Consider the following 15,049-nt stretch of genomic DNA (forward strand, 5'->3'; position numbering starts at 1 on the left):
GTAATCGCCATCACGTTTTCGCCAGGAGACAGCATGAACTGTTTGATTCGCATTCGTCAGCGTTACCCGGACCTCGCGCAAAGCGATAAAAAGCTTGCGGATTACCTCCTCGCACAGCCGGATACTGCGCGTCATCTCAGTTCACAGCAACTCGCTTTTGAAGCGGGTGTCAGCCAGTCCAGCGTCGTGAAGTTCGCACAAAAAATGGGGTTTAAAGGGTTTCCCGCACTTAAACTGGCGATCAGCGAAGCACTGGCCAGTAATCCCAATCCCCATTCTATCCCAGTGCATAATCAGATCCGCGGCGACGATCCTATGCGTCTGGTGGGTGAAAAACTGATTCAGGAGAACGTTGCGGCCATGCACGCCACACTGGATATCAATAGCGAAGAAAAGCTGATGGAAAGCGTCGCCTTGTTACGCTCCGCCCGACGCATTGTCCTGACCGGAATTGGCGCCTCTGGACTAGTGGCACAGAATTTTGCCTGGAAACTGTTGAAAATAGGTTTTAACGCAGTAGTGGAACGCGATATGCACGCCCTGCTGGCAACGGTACAGGCGCTTTCGCCGGGCGATCTCCTGTTGGCGATTTCCTATACCGGGGAACGTCGTGAACTCAACCTGGCTGCTGATGAAACATTGCGCACCGGCGCCAAAATCCTTGCCATCACCGGGTTTACACCCAATGCCCTGCAACAGCGAGCAAGCCACTGCCTGTATACGATTGCCGAAGAACAAGCGACGCGCAGCGCGGCAATTTCATCGACGCACGCACAGATGATGCTCACGGATTTACTGTTTATGGCGCTGGTTCAGCAAGATTTAGAACATGCTCCGGAACGAATTCGTCACAGTGAAGCGCTGGTAAAAAAACTGGTCTGAGCAAAGAATGCGCGTATAATGCCCGCCCGATTTGTGATGTTTTGAGAGTTTCCTGATGGCCCTGTTAATCACTAAAAAGTGTATCAATTGCGATATGTGCGAACCCGAATGCCCGAATGAGGCGATTTCGATGGGTGAGAGCATCTACGAGATTAACAGCGACAAATGTACGGAATGCGTAGGCCATTACGACACGCCAACCTGTCAGAAAGTGTGTCCGATCCCCAACACAATTTTGAAAGACCCGGCACATAGCGAAACCGAAGAACAGCTGTGGGATAAATTTGTGTTGATGCATCACGCGGATAAGCTATAACTCACCCTGATTGCATGCCGGATGGCGGCGTAAGCGCCTTATCCGGCCTACAAAATCCTGACACTAGCTTTCAATAATCACCGTAGCACAAGCGTAGTGACGCTCATCGGCCAGCGTCACATGCATATGCGCGACACCCAGTTTTTCCGCCAGTTTTAACGCCTCCCCCCATAACCGCAGACGCGGTTTACCGAGTTCATCGTTAAAGACTTCAAACTGATTAAACGCCAGCCCATTGCGAATGCCCGTCCCAAAGGCTTTTGCTGCGGCCTCTTTTACCGCAAAGCGCTTTGCCAGAAAACGCACCGGTTGCTGATGCGTTTCCCAGATGGCCCATTCGTTGTCACTCAGGACCCGTCTGGCCAGGCGTTCACCGGAGCGGGAGATCACCGCCTCGATCCGCGCAATCTCCACGATATCCGTGCCTAAACCCAGAATCGCCATTAGCCACGCGCTTCCAGCATCAGACGTTTCATTTCCACGACGGCGTCTTTCAGCCCGCTCATCACCGCACGCCCGATAATCGCATGCCCAATATTTAGCTCGTGCATTTCCGGGATCCGCGCAATGGCTTTAACATTATGGTACGTCAAACCGTGACCGGCATTCACCTTCAGGCCCAGACTGGCAGCAAACGTCGCCGCTTTAGCAATACGCGCCAGTTCACTCGCCTGTTCAGCATCGGTTTTCGCATCGGCGTAACAGCCGGTATGAATTTCAATGAACGGAGCGCCCACGTCAGCAGCCGCTTTAATTTGTTCTTCATCCGCATCGATAAACAGCGAAACCAGAATGCCTGCGTCCGCCAGGCGTTTGCAGGCATCGCGCATCTTGTCGCGCTGACCGGCGACGTCCAGACCACCTTCAGTAGTAACTTCCTGACGCTTTTCCGGCACCAGGCAGCAAAAATGCGGCTTCGTCTCTACGGCGATAGCCAGCATCTCTTCGGTTACCGCCATTTCCAGATTCATTCGCGTATCCAGCGTCTGGCGCAGAATACGTACGTCGCGGTCGGTAATATGGCGACGGTCTTCACGCAGGTGCACGGTGATGCCATCCGCGCCAGCCTGTTCAACGATAAACGCTGCCTGAACCGGGTCCGGATATGCGGTACCACGTGCATTACGTAGAGTGGCAATGTGGTCAATGTTGACGCCTAACAGTAATTCAGCCATGACAATCCTCGTTATTTTATTTTCGCTTCGGCAGAAACTGCCGGAATAATTCGCGGCTCTTTAAGGGCTTACCACCAAGATACGGCTTTAAGGCCATACGGGTAAAGCGTTTCGCAGCACGCAGCGTGTCAGCATCAGGAAATTCACGCGACTCTAGCGCTTTCAGATGGCGTCCGGTAAAGGTGCTGTTATCGATGACAACACTGGCGATAAAGCCTTTTTCTTCCCGATAGCGGTAGGTCATGGTGTCATCTACCGGCTCGCCGCTGCCCGCACAGTGGGTGAAATCCACGCCGTAACCCAGGTGGCCAAGTAAGGCCAGTTCAAAGCGACGCAGTGCCGGCTCTGGCGAACCTGTCGCGCCAGCCAGTGCCTGAATGCAGTTCAGGTAGTCGAAAAAGAGTTCAGAAAAACGAGTTTCATACTCAAGCACGCGCGAGATAAGTTCATTGATGTACAGGCCGCTGTACAACGTGATACCGCTAAGGGGAAGTGCCAGAGATACGGCTTCAGCGCTGCGCAAGGTTTTCACCTCACCGCGGCCGCCAAAGCGAAGTAACAACGGGGTAAAAGGCTGGAGTGCGCCTTTCAGGTTGGAACGTTTAGAACGTGCGCCTTTGGCGACAAGGCGCACGCGGCCAGACTCTTCCGTGAAGACATCCAGCACGAGGCTGGTTTCGCTCCAGGGGCGACTATGTAAGACAAAGGCGCGTTGCCATCCTTCCATCATAATACTCGTCGTCTTTCAAGTTGCAGGTGCGTTGGCTGCGCCCGTTCACCCCAGTCACTTACGAGAGTTAGCTCCCGGGGATTCGCGGACTTGCCGCCTTCCTGCACCTCGAAAGCCATAGAGTATTAAAACTACTGGTCGTCGCCGTAACCGAGGCTGCGCAGCGCGCGTTCGTCATCGGCCCAGCCGGATTTCACTTTCACCCACAGTTCGAGGTGAACAGGCGCTTCGAACATTTCCTGCATGTCTTTACGCGCTTCGATGCCGATGGTTTTGATTTTGGCGCCTTTATTACCAATCACCATCTTCTTCTGCCCTTCACGCTCAACGAGGATCAAACCGTTGATGTCGTAACCACCGCGCTCGTTGGAGATAAAACGCTCAATCTCCACGGTAACGGAGTACGGCAGTTCAGCCCCCAGAAAACGCATCAGTTTTTCGCGGATGATCTCAGAGGCCATAAAACGCTGGGAGCGATCGGTGATGTAATCTTCCGGGAAGTGATGAATCGCTTCCGGCAGATGTTTACGCACAATGCCCGCGATAGTATCGACATTCAGTCCGGTTTCCGCAGACATCGGGACGATATCGAGGAAATTCATCTGGCTTGCCAGGAACTGCAGGTGCGGCAACAGATCGGCCTTCTCCTGGACGTTATCCACTTTATTGACAGCCAGAATAACCGGGACCTTACCGTCTCGCAGCTTGTTGAGCACCATCTCGTCGTCCGGCGTCCAGCGCGTGCCTTCCACGACAAAAATGACCAGCTCAACATCACCGATAGAACTGCTTGCCGCTTTGTTCATCAGACGGTTGATGGCACGTTTCTCTTCCATATGCAGACCCGGGGTATCGACATAAATCGCCTGATACGCGCCTTCGGTATGGATACCAACAATACGGTGACGAGTTGTCTGTGCCTTACGTGAGGTAATGGAAATCTTCTGCCCAAGCAGATTATTCAACAGGGTGGATTTGCCAACGTTCGGACGACCGACGATGGCAATAAATCCGCAGTAAGTTTTATCGACGCTCATTCCAGCTCCAGTTTTTTCAACGCCTGTTCGGCGGCAGCCTGCTCAGCCTTACGACGGCTCGAACCTGTGCCTACCACCGGTTCACTCAGGCCGCTGACCTGGCAGTGGATAGTAAATTCTTGATCGTGCGCTTCGCCACGGACCTGCACCACCAGATAAGACGGCAGCGGCAGGTGGCGACCCTGCAAATACTCCTGCAGGCGCGTTTTCGGATCTTTTTGTTTGTCGCCCGGACTAATTTCGTCCAGACGCGTTTGATACCAGTTCAGGATCAACTGTTCAACCGTCTGAATATCGCTGTCGAGGAAGACGCCACCGATCAACGCTTCGACGGTATCCGCCAGAATTGATTCGCGACGGAAACCGCCGCTTTTCAACTCACCCGGCCCCAGGCGTAAACATTCTCCGAGGTCAAATTCACGGGCTAATTCAGCCAGCGTATTTCCACGCACCAGCGTGGCGCGCATGCGGCTCATGTCACCTTCATCCACACGCGGGAAACGGTGATACAGCGCATTCGCAATAACAAAGCTCAAAATAGAGTCGCCTAAAAATTCTAAACGCTCGTTATGTTTGCTGCTGGCACTACGGTGAGTTAATGCCTGCTGCAACAGCTCCTGATGATTAAAAGTGTAGCCCAGCTTCCGTTGAAGCCGATTAATTACGATGGGGTTCATGCGATACCAATAAATGAATGCGTCCACAATTCAGCACACGAAACAGACCTGATATACGCACTTCACTAAGCCGTCTGGCTTCGGCTATATGCATTTGTATACAAACCAACGCTGTTTCGTGTGCCGTGGCAACCTGACGGCGCCAACCTAAAACTTCGGGGGAATATTCTATACACAACGACAAGGGATGTCGTTAGTCTGAGGGAATTAATCCGAGAAATAATTCACGCTGTTGTTATTAAGACAACAGCGTGAACCATTATCAGCAATTAGTGAATGCCACCAATGCGGCTTAAACGAACGCCGGTTGGCCACTCACCTTCTTGTTTGTCGAAACTCATCCAAATTGCGGTCGCTTTACCTACCAGATTCGCTTCCGGTACAAATCCCCAATAACGGCTGTCCGCGCTGTTGTCACGGTTATCACCCATCATGAAGTAATGCCCCGGTGGAACGATCCAGGTGGCTAACTGCTGACCCGGCTGACGGTAATACATCCCCACCTGATCCTGCGCGATTGGCACCATCAGAATGCGGTGTGTTACCTCACCCAGCGTTTCTTTACGCTCGGTCAGGCGAATGCCGTTGTCTTTCGTTTCGTTCAGCGGAACCTCAAAGAAACCGCTGGTCGCTTCCCCGCCGTTACGGCGAGCAAACGTCTGCACAAAATCACTTGGCTGAACATCAGAGTACGTTACCGGCAGCGCGTTTTCACACGCCTGACCAGAACTGCATCCTGGCTGAATAGTGACCTCTTTCGCTACCGGATCGTACGTCACTTTGTCTCCCGGTAAACCGACAGCGCGTTTAATGTAGTCCAGACGCGGATCTTCCGGGTACTTAAATACCACGATGTCACCGCGTTTTGGGTGACCCGTTTCGATCAGCGTTTTCTGATAAATAGGATCTTTAATTCCGTAGGCAAATTTCTCTACCAGAATAAAATCACCAATCAACAGTGTTGGCATCATCGAACCCGACGGGATCTGGAACGGTTCATAAATAAATGAACGCACCACCAGCACAATAGCCAGTACCGGGAAAACGGATGCACCGGTTTCCAGCCAGCCCGGCTTAGGGGCAACTTTTTTCAGCGTTGCTTTATCCAGTGAATCGCCTGCAGCGGCCTGTGCCGCAGCCTGGCGCTCCCGGCGTTTTGGCGCGAAGACAAACTTATCTACGCACCATAAAATGCCCGTCACCAGTGTGGCAATCACCAGAATCAGGGCAAACATGTTCGCCATGCCAACTCCTTAAGATTATTTGCTGTCTTTACCGACATGCAGAATAGCGAGGAAGGCTTCCTGCGGCAGTTCGACGTTACCGATCTGCTTCATTCGCTTTTTACCCTCTTTCTGTTTTTGCAGCAGCTTTTTCTTACGGCTGATATCGCCACCGTAGCACTTAGCCAGAACGTTTTTACGCAGCTGCTTAACCGTTGAACGCGCAATGATGTGCGTGCCAATGGCCGCCTGAATTGCGATATCAAACTGCTGGCGAGGGATCAGATCTTTCATCTTCTCGACCAGTTCACGGCCACGGCTCTGGGAGTTATCGCGGTGGGTAATCAGCGCCAGCGCATCAACGCGTTCGTTGTTGATGAGAACATCAACACGTACCATGTCGGAGGCCTGGAAACGTTTGAAGTTATAATCCAGCGACGCATAGCCACGAGACGTTGACTTCAGACGGTCGAAGAAGTCGAGGACCACTTCCGCCATTGGAATTTCATAGGTCAGCGCAACCTGGTTACCGTGGTAAACCATGTTGGTCTGTACACCACGCTTCTCGATACACAGCGTAATAACGTTGCCGAGGTATGCCTGCGGCAGCAGCATATGACATTCAGCAATCGGCTCGCGCAGTTCGTAAATGTTATTCAGCGGCGGCAGTTTGGACGGGCTGTCGACATAGATAGTCTCTTTGCCCGTGGTTTCGACTTCGTAAACAACGGTCGGCGCAGTGGTGATCAGATCCAGATCGTATTCACGCTCCAGACGCTCCTGAATGATCTCCATGTGCAGCAGGCCGAGGAAGCCACAGCGGAAGCCGAAGCCCAGTGCGGTAGAACTTTCCGGTTCGTAGAACAGGGAAGCATCGTTCAGGCTCAGCTTACCAAGCGCATCACGGAAGTTTTCGTAGTCGTCGGAGCTGACCGGGAACAGACCCGCGTATACCTGCGGCTTCACTTTTTTAAAGCCAGGCAGGGGTTTGTCTGCCGGGTTACGCGCCAGTGTCAGGGTATCGCCTACCGGTGCGCCGAGGATGTCTTTAATGGCGCAAACTAACCAACCTACCTCGCCACACTTCAGTTCGGTACGGTCAACCTGTTTCGGCGTAAAGATACCCAGGCGGTCTGCGTTGTAGACCTGGCCGGTACTCATCACTTTGATTTTGTCGCCTTTACGCATGGTACCGTTTTTAATACGCACCAGCGAGACCACACCGAGATAGTTGTCGAACCAGGAGTCGATGATCAGCGCCTGTAACGGGCCTTCCGGGTCGCCTTCCGGCGGCGGAATATCACGTACCAGACGTTCAAGAACGTCAGTCACGCCAACACCGGTTTTCGCCGAACAACGGACAGCGTCAGCCGCATCGATACCGACGATATCTTCAATTTCTTCCGCCACACGCTCTGGATCGGCGGCTGGCAGATCAATTTTGTTCAGTACCGGCACCACTTCCAGATCCATTTCCATGGCGGTATAGCAGTTAGCCAGTGTTTGCGCTTCAACACCCTGCCCGGCATCAACGACCAGCAGTGCGCCCTCACAGGCGGCAAGCGAGCGAGAAACTTCATAAGAGAAGTCAACGTGGCCCGGGGTGTCGATAAAGTTAAGCTGGTAGGTTTCACCATCAGATGCTTTGAAATCGAGCGTCACGCTCTGCGCTTTGATAGTAATACCGCGCTCACGCTCAAGATCCATCGAGTCGAGAACCTGCGCTTCCATTTCACGGTCAGACAGGCCACCGCAGATCTGGATAATACGGTCAGACAGCGTCGATTTACCGTGGTCGATGTGAGCTATGATTGAAAAGTTACGTATGTTCTTCATATAGTGTAATTATTGTGCCTTACGCCTGCCTGGGCAGGCTCTGAGAAGTCGCTGTTCTGAGCTTAACGTCTGTTTAAGTGAAACGCCGCATTCTACACTACATCGCTGAGGCGAGGAAATGTTCATAGAGCAAGGATAGCGGGAACTGGAAACAACTTTGCAAAGTCAGTGAAACTTTTGCCGGATGGCGGCATAAACGCCTTATCCGGCCTACTTCTGCATCTGAGGACGCTGTAGGCCTGATAAGCGCAGCGCCATCAGGCAAAGATATCACTGCTGGGTTTCAACACGAATAAGATCGGGCGGGAGAGCTACGTTGAGAATAACCGGTTGCCAGGCTTCGCGCTCAGCAAGCTTACGGGAATATCCTCGCGCAATCAGGAATCCCCCCACGCCGCCCAGTATCGCCCCGCTGAGTGCGGCGATATCGCTGCCAAACAGCACCTGAAACAGCGCAGCAAAAATAAAGAGTCCCGCCAGCGGAGACATATACACCAGCATCGCCGAACCTAACAGGCTCCCTTCGGCAATACCCAGTTCAACTTTCTGCCCTGGCGTCAGCGGTTCATCGCTGGGTACCACGATAGTATGCGTTGTTTGCGGCCCCAGTTTGTTCAGCACACGACTGCCGCATCCAGCCCGCGACGCGCAGCTGCTACACGATGCTTTAACATCGCAGCTGACCGTCGCCAGACCATTTTGCCAGGAAACAACCGTTGCCCATTCTTTAATCATTGCGCGGCCCTGAACTTAATATTGTCCGCGATACGCTTTGCCGTTTGCGGCGGGAGCTCGCCCACAATGGTGATTTCGGCGTTATCCCGCACGGTAGTACTGACCGTTCGACGTCCGGTACGCAGCAGCTGATCGGCGCTGTTTTGCGACGCGCGGTTCACGTTCACAGAAAAACTGAACAGACCATCGGAATACAGGCGCGATTCAATCGGCATGTTATCCATTGTCGGCAGTGGACGTCGGCTGCTGGAGACCTCACTGAATCCTTGTGGTAACCACGATGGACTCCAGTTGAAGTTCGTTTTCTCCCCGGCAGGAACTGACAGTAACGGCGGAAGGTTTGCTTTCGCCAGCGTCTGCATACTGTCGCTAACCCCGTTATTGACGGTAAAGGCGATTACGCGGAATTGCTCAAGCGTTTCGCCATCCCGATCGAGGAGATCGACACGCATGGGCAGCTTGGTTTCGGTGTCCATCCAGACGATGTAGCTGTAACGCGTACCGTCACGCGCGACCACGCGGATAACTTCACAGAGTCGGTCTGCAATACGCGTGCGGCCTACCGCGATAAAATCATAGTAGGGAGCAAGGCGTTTGAAATCGGTGTAAATCAGGGATGGCAGAGAATCAACGATATAGTCACCATTCAGCGTGAACGGTTCGAGTCCTGGCTCAAAGTAACTGATTTCGTTGCCACGTTGCACCACTTCCCGGCGCGGTCCATCCATTTGCAACAACTGTGCAAGAGGGCGGTTGTCCTGGCGGGCATGACGATAACGTAGGGATTCAACGCCCTGCTTATTGATGCTGACAAATGACAGCTCATAGGTGAGCGACTGGCTGGCCAGATTCATCTGCTGCAACAACGCCCCGGACGCAGGATTGGCCGAGGCGTTTACAGAGAAGAACAGGCTACCAGCCACAAGTGACATGGCAAACCAAAGTTGCTTCATTACTGCGATTGCGTTCCTAAAGTTTGAATTCCTGGCACCTGGACAGCGGCTTGCTGTGTTTGCGCCTGCTCAAACTGAAGCTGTTCGGAGTGCAGTCGACGTTGCAGTTCGTAATCCTGCAACATGGCATTAATACGACGACGCTGCTCCTGTACCTGCTGTTGCTGACCGCCGCTGGCAGTCGCGTCAGAAGGTACACCCAGGCTCACCGGACTGGCTTTACCCATCATCGGTAATGTATTGAATACCGGCGTTTCGGGCTGCTGGGACGTTTCAGATTGTCCATTATAGTGCTGGACGCCAACAATAACTGCAAGTGATACACACGCGGCCACACCCATTTGGGTAAGCTGCGCGGCCCACGGACGCATTTTCTTCCAGAATGGCATTTTCTGCCACTGATGCGGTGCTGGCTGGGCCTCAGGGATCAATGGCGCCGCCTGACGTACTGGCTCATCTGCGATGGCAGCCATTACGCGGTCGGAAATATCGAAATGGAGAACGTCGGCGGTATCACCTCGCATGGAATCGCGGATCAGGTGATAACTCTCCCAGGTTTTTTGCATTTCCGGGTCATGAGCCAACTCTTTGAGTAACTCAGTGTCCAGCGTTTCGCCATCCATTAAAGCGGAAAGTTTTTCTTTCTGCATGCCTAATACCTTTTCCAGTATCCCGCTATCGTCAACGCCTGATAAGCGGTTGAACTTTATTATCAATAGCTTCCCTCGCTCGGAAGATACGTGAACGCACCGTACCCACCGGACAATCCATGATAGCGGCTATCTCTTCATAGCTCAGGCCATCCAGCTCCCGCAAGGTTATTGCCATGCGTAAATCTTCCGGGAGGGACTCAATAGTTCGGAAAACTATCTGTCTCAGTTCTTCTGACAACATTAAGTTCTCAGGGTTCGAAATTTCTTTCAGTGCGCCGCCACTTTCGTAATTTTCTGCTTCTATCGCATCTATATCACTGGAAGGTGGACGACGCCCCTGAGCGACCAGGTAATTCTTCGCTGTATTGACTGCAATACGATACAGCCAGGTATAAAAAGCACTATCTCCCCGGAACGAGTCCAGCGCACGATAGGCCTTGATAAATGCTTCTTGTACAACATCGGGAACATCGCCCGAAGGTACATAGCGGGAAACCAGACTCGCCACTTTATGCTGGTAGCGAACCACCAGTAAGTTAAAGGCTTTCTGATCTCCCTTCTGGACCCGTTCAACCAGGACCTGGTCCGTTAACTGCTCGCTCATCCGAGGTAAAGTCTCCCCAAACCAAATTTCCACGCGCTTTCGAAACGCCACTCCATAAGCTTCACTATGAGCAAGCAAAAGCTTAGAGTGCTCAAGTTTCGTAAAGTTCCGTTACGCATTTGTTTTTGTTTGTCATGTTGTAGACAGGTCTTATCTCTCATTATAAGTCTACATAACCCGATCAACGCACTATCTGTATAGAAATGCCCATTTCACCGCTTGCAGAGTAACCCAACGGCCACTTTATTTCACCTCATAATCTGATGCTAACGGCCTGCTTCACAAAATATTTTTGCTCTTTCACTCATCCACATGCCCTTCCTTTGTGTTTAGCCATTGCAACACAGTTAAAAATAAAACGTGCAGTATCGCGCAATGTGGTGCTATGGTGACCAAACACTGTTTAGTAAATTAAACAAAAATCATGAATACGACTCCCGAATTATCCTGTGACGTGCTGATCATTGGCAGCGGGGCTGCCGGACTCTCACTGGCACTACGCCTGGCTGAAAAACATCAGGTCATTGTCCTGAGCAAAGGGCCGGTTAGCGAAGGCTCAACATTTTATGCTCAGGGTGGCATCGCCGCTGTTTTCGATGAAACCGACAGCATTGACTCCCACGTTGAAGATACGCTGATTGCAGGGGCCGGTCTTTGCGATCGTCATGCCGTTGAGTTTGTTGCCAGCAATGCCCGTTCGTGTGTCCAGTGGCTGATTGATCAAGGCGTCTTATTTGATACTCAGGTTCAGCCCAACGGCGAAGAGAGCTATCACCTGACCCGGGAAGGCGGCCATAGCCATCGACGTATCCTGCATGCGGCAGATGCCACCGGTAAAGAGGTCGAAACCACGTTGGTCAGCCAGGCGCAAAATCATCCGAATATTCGGGTACTGGAGCGCAGTAACGCCGTGGACCTGATCATCTCAGATAAAATTGGTCTACCGGGGACGCGTCGGGTTGTTGGAGCCTGGATCTGGAACCGTAATAAAGAAGCCGTCGAAACCTGCCATGCGAAGTCAGTCGTGCTGGCCACTGGCGGCGCTTCTAAAGTGTATCAATACACCACCAACCCGGATATTTCCTCCGGTGATGGGATAGCCATGGCCTGGCGTGCGGGTTGCCGCGTTGCCAATCTCGAATTTAACCAGTTTCACCCAACCGCGCTGTATCATCCACAAGCGCGCAATTTTCTGCTGACCGAAGCGCTGCGCGGCGAAGGCGCGCACCTGAAACGCCCGGATGGCTCACGCTTTATGCCCGATTTTGACAAGCGCGGCGAGCTGGCCCCGCGTGATATTGTCGCCCGTGCCATCGACCATGAGATGAAGCGTTTGGGCGCTGACTGCATGTTCCTCGACATCAGCCATAAACCCGAAGAATTTGTCCGCCAGCATTTCCCGATGATTTATGAAAAACTGTTAGGCTTGGGTATCGATCTGACCAAAGAGCCGGTCCCCATCGTTCCCGCTGCGCACTATACCTGCGGCGGTGTGATGGTTGATGACTTTGGCCGCACAGATGTCGACGGTTTATATGCAATCGGTGAAGTGAGCTATACCGGTCTGCATGGCGCCAATCGCATGGCGTCGAACTCGCTGCTGGAGTGTCTGGTGTATGGCTGGTCTGCAGCGGAAGATATTGACCGCAGAATGCCTTATGCCCGCGGCGTTAACTCGCTTCCAGGTTGGGATGAAAGTCGGGTAGAAAATCCGGATGAATTGGTTGTTATCCAGCATAACTGGCATGAGCTACGGCTGTTTATGTGGGATTACGTCGGCATCGTGCGCACAACTAAACGTCTGGAGCGCGCCCTGCGACGTATCACGATGTTGCAGCAGGAAATCGACGAATATTACGCCCATTTCCGCGTGTCGAATAATTTGCTGGAACTGCGCAATCTGGTGCAGGTAGCTGAGTTAATTGTCCGCTGTGCGATGATGCGTAAAGAAAGTCGGGGCCTGCACTACACGCTGGATTATCCAGAGCAGCTTCCTGAATCAGGCCCGTCCATTCTCTCGCCGTTAAACCATCACATAAACAGATAAAATGCCTGGGTCAGCGCCGTGTAGCCTTCAGAATAACGCTGATCTGACCCACGGATAACCAGCCTGTCGCTAAAGCACTCCCCGGCCTGCGGGGAGAATGCCAACAAAACCCGATGTGGTAACCGGGCTTCAGTTTCGGCGACATCCGTACGCAGACGCAAATGCCAGCCCAAACTTAATGCCTGCTGGGTAAACGCGTTGCCAATTTGCTCCGGCAGCACCACACAAAAAAAACCTTCTTCGGTAATGCTGTCAGCCGCCAGTGTGAGCAATGCTTCGTGATCGAGCGTGGTCGTGTAGCGCGCCTGTTCACGTTGCGGAGTTGCACATTCCACCCCCTGTTCATAATAGGGTGGATTGCTGATAATCAGGTCAAAACGTACGGTCTGGCGCGGAACCCATTGCTGAGCATCCTCTGAATGTACCCTCACACGATGCATCCACGGAGATTGCGCGATGTTCTCCTGCGCCTGCTGTGCGGCGTCGACATCAAGCTCCACGGCGTCAATGATGACGTTTTCATCAGTGCGCTGGGCCAGCATCAGCGCCAACAGGCCGCTCCCGGTACCAATATCCAGGATCCGCTTTACGCCCGCAACGGGGGCCCAGGCCCCCAATAAAATACCGTCTGTTCCGACTTTCATTGCACAGCGATCGTGTGCCACAAAAAACTGCTTAAAAGTAAATCCATTACGTCTCAGTACGGATGTAGACTGGGGCATGAAGAACAACCTTCCTGGAAAAAAAACGATAACATAGGATAAAAACAATACCTGAGAAGGTATATCCATACAAACAGATGAAGATTGCAGCCGTAACGTCTATAATCAGCGCCCCACTCAGAGGTAGAACATGACTGTAACGACTTTTTCCGAACTTGAACTCGATGAAAGCCTTCTGGATGCCCTCCAGGAAAAAGGTTTCACTCGCCCGACCGCCATTCAGGCTGCCGCCATTCCGCCTGCGCTCGATGGCCGTGATGTACTCGGTTCTGCGCCGACAGGCACCGGTAAAACGGCGGCATATTTGCTGCCAGCGTTGCAGCACCTGCTCGACTTCCCGCGCAAGAAATCTGGTCCGCCGCGCATTTTAATCCTGACGCCAACGCGCGAACTGGCGATGCAGGTTGCCGAACACGCTCGTGAACTGGCGAAGAATACGCATCTGGATATCGCTACGATTACCGGCGGCGTGGCTTACATGAACCACATGGAAGTCTTTAGCGAAAACCAGGACATCGTGGTTGCCACCACGGGTCGTCTGCTGCAATACATTAAAGAAGAAAACTTCGACTGCCATGCGGTTGAGACGCTAATTCTCGATGAAGCTGACCGTATGCTGGATATGGGCTTTGCTCAGGACATCGAGCATATCGCCGGTGAAACCCGCTGGCGTAAGCAAACCATGCTGTTCTCTGCCACGCTGGAAGGCGATGCGATTAAAGATTTTGCCGAGCGTCTGCTGGAAGATCCGGTCGAAGTCTCTGCGGATCCGTCCACCCGCGAACGCAAGAAGATCCATCAGTTTTACTACCGTGCCGATGACATCGAGCACAAAACTGCCATGCTAATCCACCTGTTAAAACAGCCGGAAGCGACCCGCTCAATTGTCTTTGTACGCAAACGCGAACGTGTGCACGAGCTGGCAGGCTGGCTGCGCCAGGCAGGCATTAATAACTGCTATCTCGAAGGCGAGATGGTGCAGAACAAACGTAATGAAGCGATCAAACGCCTGACCGATGGTCGCGTGAACGTGCTGGTAGCAACTGACGTGGCCGCACGCGGGATCGATATTCCTGACGTCAGCCACGTGTTTAACTTCGATATGCCGCGCAGTGGCGATGCCTATCTGCACCGCATTGGTCGTACCGGTCGTGCCGGGCGTAAAGGCACCGCGATTTCATTGGTTGAAGCGCATGACCACCTGTTACTCGGCAAAGCGAGCCGCTATATTGACGAGCCGCTGAAAGCACGCGTCATCGACGAACTGCGTCCAACCACGCGCGCGCCAAGTGAGAAATCTAACGGTAAGCCATCCAAGAAAGTGCTGGCAAAGCGCGCTGAGAAAAAGGCGAAAGAGAAAGAGAAGCCGCGGGTGAAAAAACGTCACCGCGACGCCAAAAATATCGGCAAACGTCGTAAGCCGAGCGGAGCTGCTACCCAGCAGTCCGACAAAGAGTAA

At 52.8% G+C, this 15,049-nt stretch carries 17 protein-coding genes; 4 read left to right on the forward strand and 13 right to left on the reverse strand.

What is annotated here, in order from left to right; all coding sequences use genetic code 11:
- Positions 1-33 precede the first annotated feature (33 nt).
- Complete coding sequence (locus RYZ59_RS02730) at positions 34-882, forward strand: MurR/RpiR family transcriptional regulator (RefSeq protein ID WP_048210891.1); 849 nt, start codon at positions 34-36, stop codon at positions 880-882.
- 55 nt (positions 883-937) lie between these two features.
- Positions 938-1,198 (forward strand): YfhL family 4Fe-4S dicluster ferredoxin, encoded by a 261-nt coding sequence (locus RYZ59_RS02735; RefSeq protein ID WP_137383471.1) that lies wholly within the window; start codon positions 938-940, stop codon positions 1,196-1,198.
- Positions 1,199-1,261: 63 nt separating this feature from the next.
- Here RYZ59_RS02735 and acpS read toward each other — a convergent pair whose 3' ends face one another.
- The 12 genes from acpS to rseD form a co-directional block, all read right to left on the reverse strand.
- Positions 1,262-1,642: a holo-ACP synthase gene (gene acpS / locus RYZ59_RS02740; RefSeq protein ID WP_005130319.1), complete on the reverse strand. Its 381-nt coding sequence runs from the start codon at positions 1,640-1,642 to the stop codon at positions 1,262-1,264.
- Positions 1,642-2,373 carry a pyridoxine 5'-phosphate synthase gene (gene pdxJ / locus RYZ59_RS02745; RefSeq protein WP_137383470.1) on the reverse strand — a complete coding sequence of 244 codons (732 nt, stop codon included), beginning with the start codon at positions 2,371-2,373 and terminating at the stop codon, positions 1,642-1,644. The genes acpS and pdxJ overlap by 1 nt, the downstream gene beginning before the upstream one ends.
- Positions 2,374-2,389: 16 nt before the next feature.
- Positions 2,390-3,100, reverse strand: a complete 711-nt coding sequence (gene recO / locus RYZ59_RS02750; protein ID WP_137383480.1) for a DNA repair protein RecO — start codon at positions 3,098-3,100, stop codon at positions 2,390-2,392.
- Positions 3,101-3,234: 134 nt separating this feature from the next.
- A complete protein-coding gene (era, locus tag RYZ59_RS02755; RefSeq protein WP_202038026.1) occupies positions 3,235-4,140 on the reverse strand; it encodes a GTPase Era in 906 nt (301 codons plus the stop codon).
- A complete protein-coding gene (rnc, locus tag RYZ59_RS02760) occupies positions 4,137-4,817 on the reverse strand; it encodes a ribonuclease III (protein ID WP_003037579.1) in 681 nt (226 codons plus the stop codon). Before rnc ends, era begins: the two co-directional genes overlap by 4 nt.
- A 269-nt stretch (positions 4,818-5,086) precedes the next feature.
- A complete protein-coding gene (gene lepB / locus RYZ59_RS02765) occupies positions 5,087-6,061 on the reverse strand; it encodes a signal peptidase I (protein WP_048210888.1) in 975 nt (324 codons plus the stop codon).
- Positions 6,062-6,076: 15 nt separating this feature from the next.
- A complete protein-coding gene (lepA, locus tag RYZ59_RS02770) occupies positions 6,077-7,876 on the reverse strand; it encodes a translation elongation factor 4 (RefSeq protein WP_202038024.1) in 1,800 nt (599 codons plus the stop codon).
- Between the two features lie 270 nt (positions 7,877-8,146).
- Positions 8,147-8,611 carry a SoxR-reducing system protein RseC gene (gene rseC / locus RYZ59_RS02775; RefSeq protein ID WP_202038023.1) on the reverse strand — a complete coding sequence of 155 codons (465 nt, stop codon included), beginning with the start codon at positions 8,609-8,611 and terminating at the stop codon, positions 8,147-8,149.
- Complete coding sequence (gene rseB / locus RYZ59_RS02780; protein ID WP_048210886.1) at positions 8,608-9,564, reverse strand: sigma-E factor regulatory protein RseB; 957 nt, start codon at positions 9,562-9,564, stop codon at positions 8,608-8,610. Before rseB ends, rseC begins: the two co-directional genes overlap by 4 nt.
- Positions 9,564-10,214: an anti-sigma-E factor RseA gene (rseA, locus tag RYZ59_RS02785; RefSeq protein ID WP_137383467.1), complete on the reverse strand. Its 651-nt coding sequence runs from the start codon at positions 10,212-10,214 to the stop codon at positions 9,564-9,566. Before rseA ends, rseB begins: the two co-directional genes overlap by 1 nt.
- Positions 10,215-10,245: 31 nt before the next feature.
- A complete protein-coding gene (rpoE, locus tag RYZ59_RS02790; protein ID WP_003037573.1) occupies positions 10,246-10,821 on the reverse strand; it encodes an RNA polymerase sigma factor RpoE in 576 nt (191 codons plus the stop codon).
- Positions 10,818-10,982 carry a rpoE leader peptide RseD gene (rseD, locus tag RYZ59_RS02795; protein ID WP_124022090.1) on the reverse strand — a complete coding sequence of 55 codons (165 nt, stop codon included), beginning with the start codon at positions 10,980-10,982 and terminating at the stop codon, positions 10,818-10,820. Before rseD ends, rpoE begins: the two co-directional genes overlap by 4 nt.
- Positions 10,983-11,245: 263 nt before the next feature.
- Here rseD and nadB point away from each other — a divergent pair, with 263 nt between their 5' ends.
- A complete protein-coding gene (gene nadB, locus RYZ59_RS02800; protein ID WP_318044688.1) occupies positions 11,246-12,868 on the forward strand; it encodes an L-aspartate oxidase in 1,623 nt (540 codons plus the stop codon).
- Here the strand turns inward: nadB and trmN are convergent.
- Complete coding sequence (trmN, locus tag RYZ59_RS02805) at positions 12,853-13,590, reverse strand: tRNA(1)(Val) (adenine(37)-N(6))-methyltransferase TrmN (protein ID WP_202038021.1); 738 nt, start codon at positions 13,588-13,590, stop codon at positions 12,853-12,855. The two genes, nadB and trmN, sit on opposite strands and share 16 nt — an antisense overlap.
- Before the next feature lie 130 nt (positions 13,591-13,720).
- Here trmN and srmB point away from each other — a divergent pair, with 130 nt between their 5' ends.
- A complete protein-coding gene (gene srmB / locus RYZ59_RS02810) occupies positions 13,721-15,049 on the forward strand; it encodes an ATP-dependent RNA helicase SrmB (protein WP_003835340.1) in 1,329 nt (442 codons plus the stop codon).

The organism is Citrobacter sp. HN-141, assembly GCF_033341895.1.
Lineage (GTDB): Bacteria > Pseudomonadota > Gammaproteobacteria > Enterobacterales > Enterobacteriaceae > Citrobacter.

Coding starts and splice junctions, on each gene's coding strand:
- RYZ59_RS02730 (WP_048210891.1), top strand. CDS start 34: ATGAACTGTTTGATTCGCATTCGTCAGCGTTACCCGGACCTCGCGCAA.
- rnc (WP_003037579.1), bottom strand. CDS start 4,817: ATGAACCCCATCGTAATTAATCGGCTTCAACGGAAGCTGGGCTACACT.
- lepB (WP_048210888.1), bottom strand. CDS start 6,061: ATGGCGAACATGTTTGCCCTGATTCTGGTGATTGCCACACTGGTGACG.
- trmN (WP_202038021.1), bottom strand. CDS start 13,590: ATGCCCCAGTCTACATCCGTACTGAGACGTAATGGATTTACTTTTAAG.
- RYZ59_RS02735 (WP_137383471.1), top strand. CDS start 938: ATGGCCCTGTTAATCACTAAAAAGTGTATCAATTGCGATATGTGCGAA.
- rpoE (WP_003037573.1), bottom strand. CDS start 10,821: ATGAGCGAGCAGTTAACGGACCAGGTCCTGGTTGAACGGGTCCAGAAG.
- rseD (WP_124022090.1), bottom strand. CDS start 10,982: ATGAGAGATAAGACCTGTCTACAACATGACAAACAAAAACAAATGCGT.
- srmB (WP_003835340.1), top strand. CDS start 13,721: ATGACTGTAACGACTTTTTCCGAACTTGAACTCGATGAAAGCCTTCTG.
- rseB (WP_048210886.1), bottom strand. CDS start 9,564: ATGAAGCAACTTTGGTTTGCCATGTCACTTGTGGCTGGTAGCCTGTTC.
- acpS (WP_005130319.1), bottom strand. CDS start 1,642: ATGGCGATTCTGGGTTTAGGCACGGATATCGTGGAGATTGCGCGGATC.
- era (WP_202038026.1), bottom strand. CDS start 4,140: ATGAGCGTCGATAAAACTTACTGCGGATTTATTGCCATCGTCGGTCGT.
- pdxJ (WP_137383470.1), bottom strand. CDS start 2,373: ATGGCTGAATTACTGTTAGGCGTCAACATTGACCACATTGCCACTCTA.
- rseA (WP_137383467.1), bottom strand. CDS start 10,214: ATGCAGAAAGAAAAACTTTCCGCTTTAATGGATGGCGAAACGCTGGAC.
- recO (WP_137383480.1), bottom strand. CDS start 3,100: ATGGAAGGATGGCAACGCGCCTTTGTCTTACATAGTCGCCCCTGGAGC.
- nadB (WP_318044688.1), top strand. CDS start 11,246: ATGAATACGACTCCCGAATTATCCTGTGACGTGCTGATCATTGGCAGC.
- lepA (WP_202038024.1), bottom strand. CDS start 7,876: ATGAAGAACATACGTAACTTTTCAATCATAGCTCACATCGACCACGGT.
- rseC (WP_202038023.1), bottom strand. CDS start 8,611: ATGATTAAAGAATGGGCAACGGTTGTTTCCTGGCAAAATGGTCTGGCG.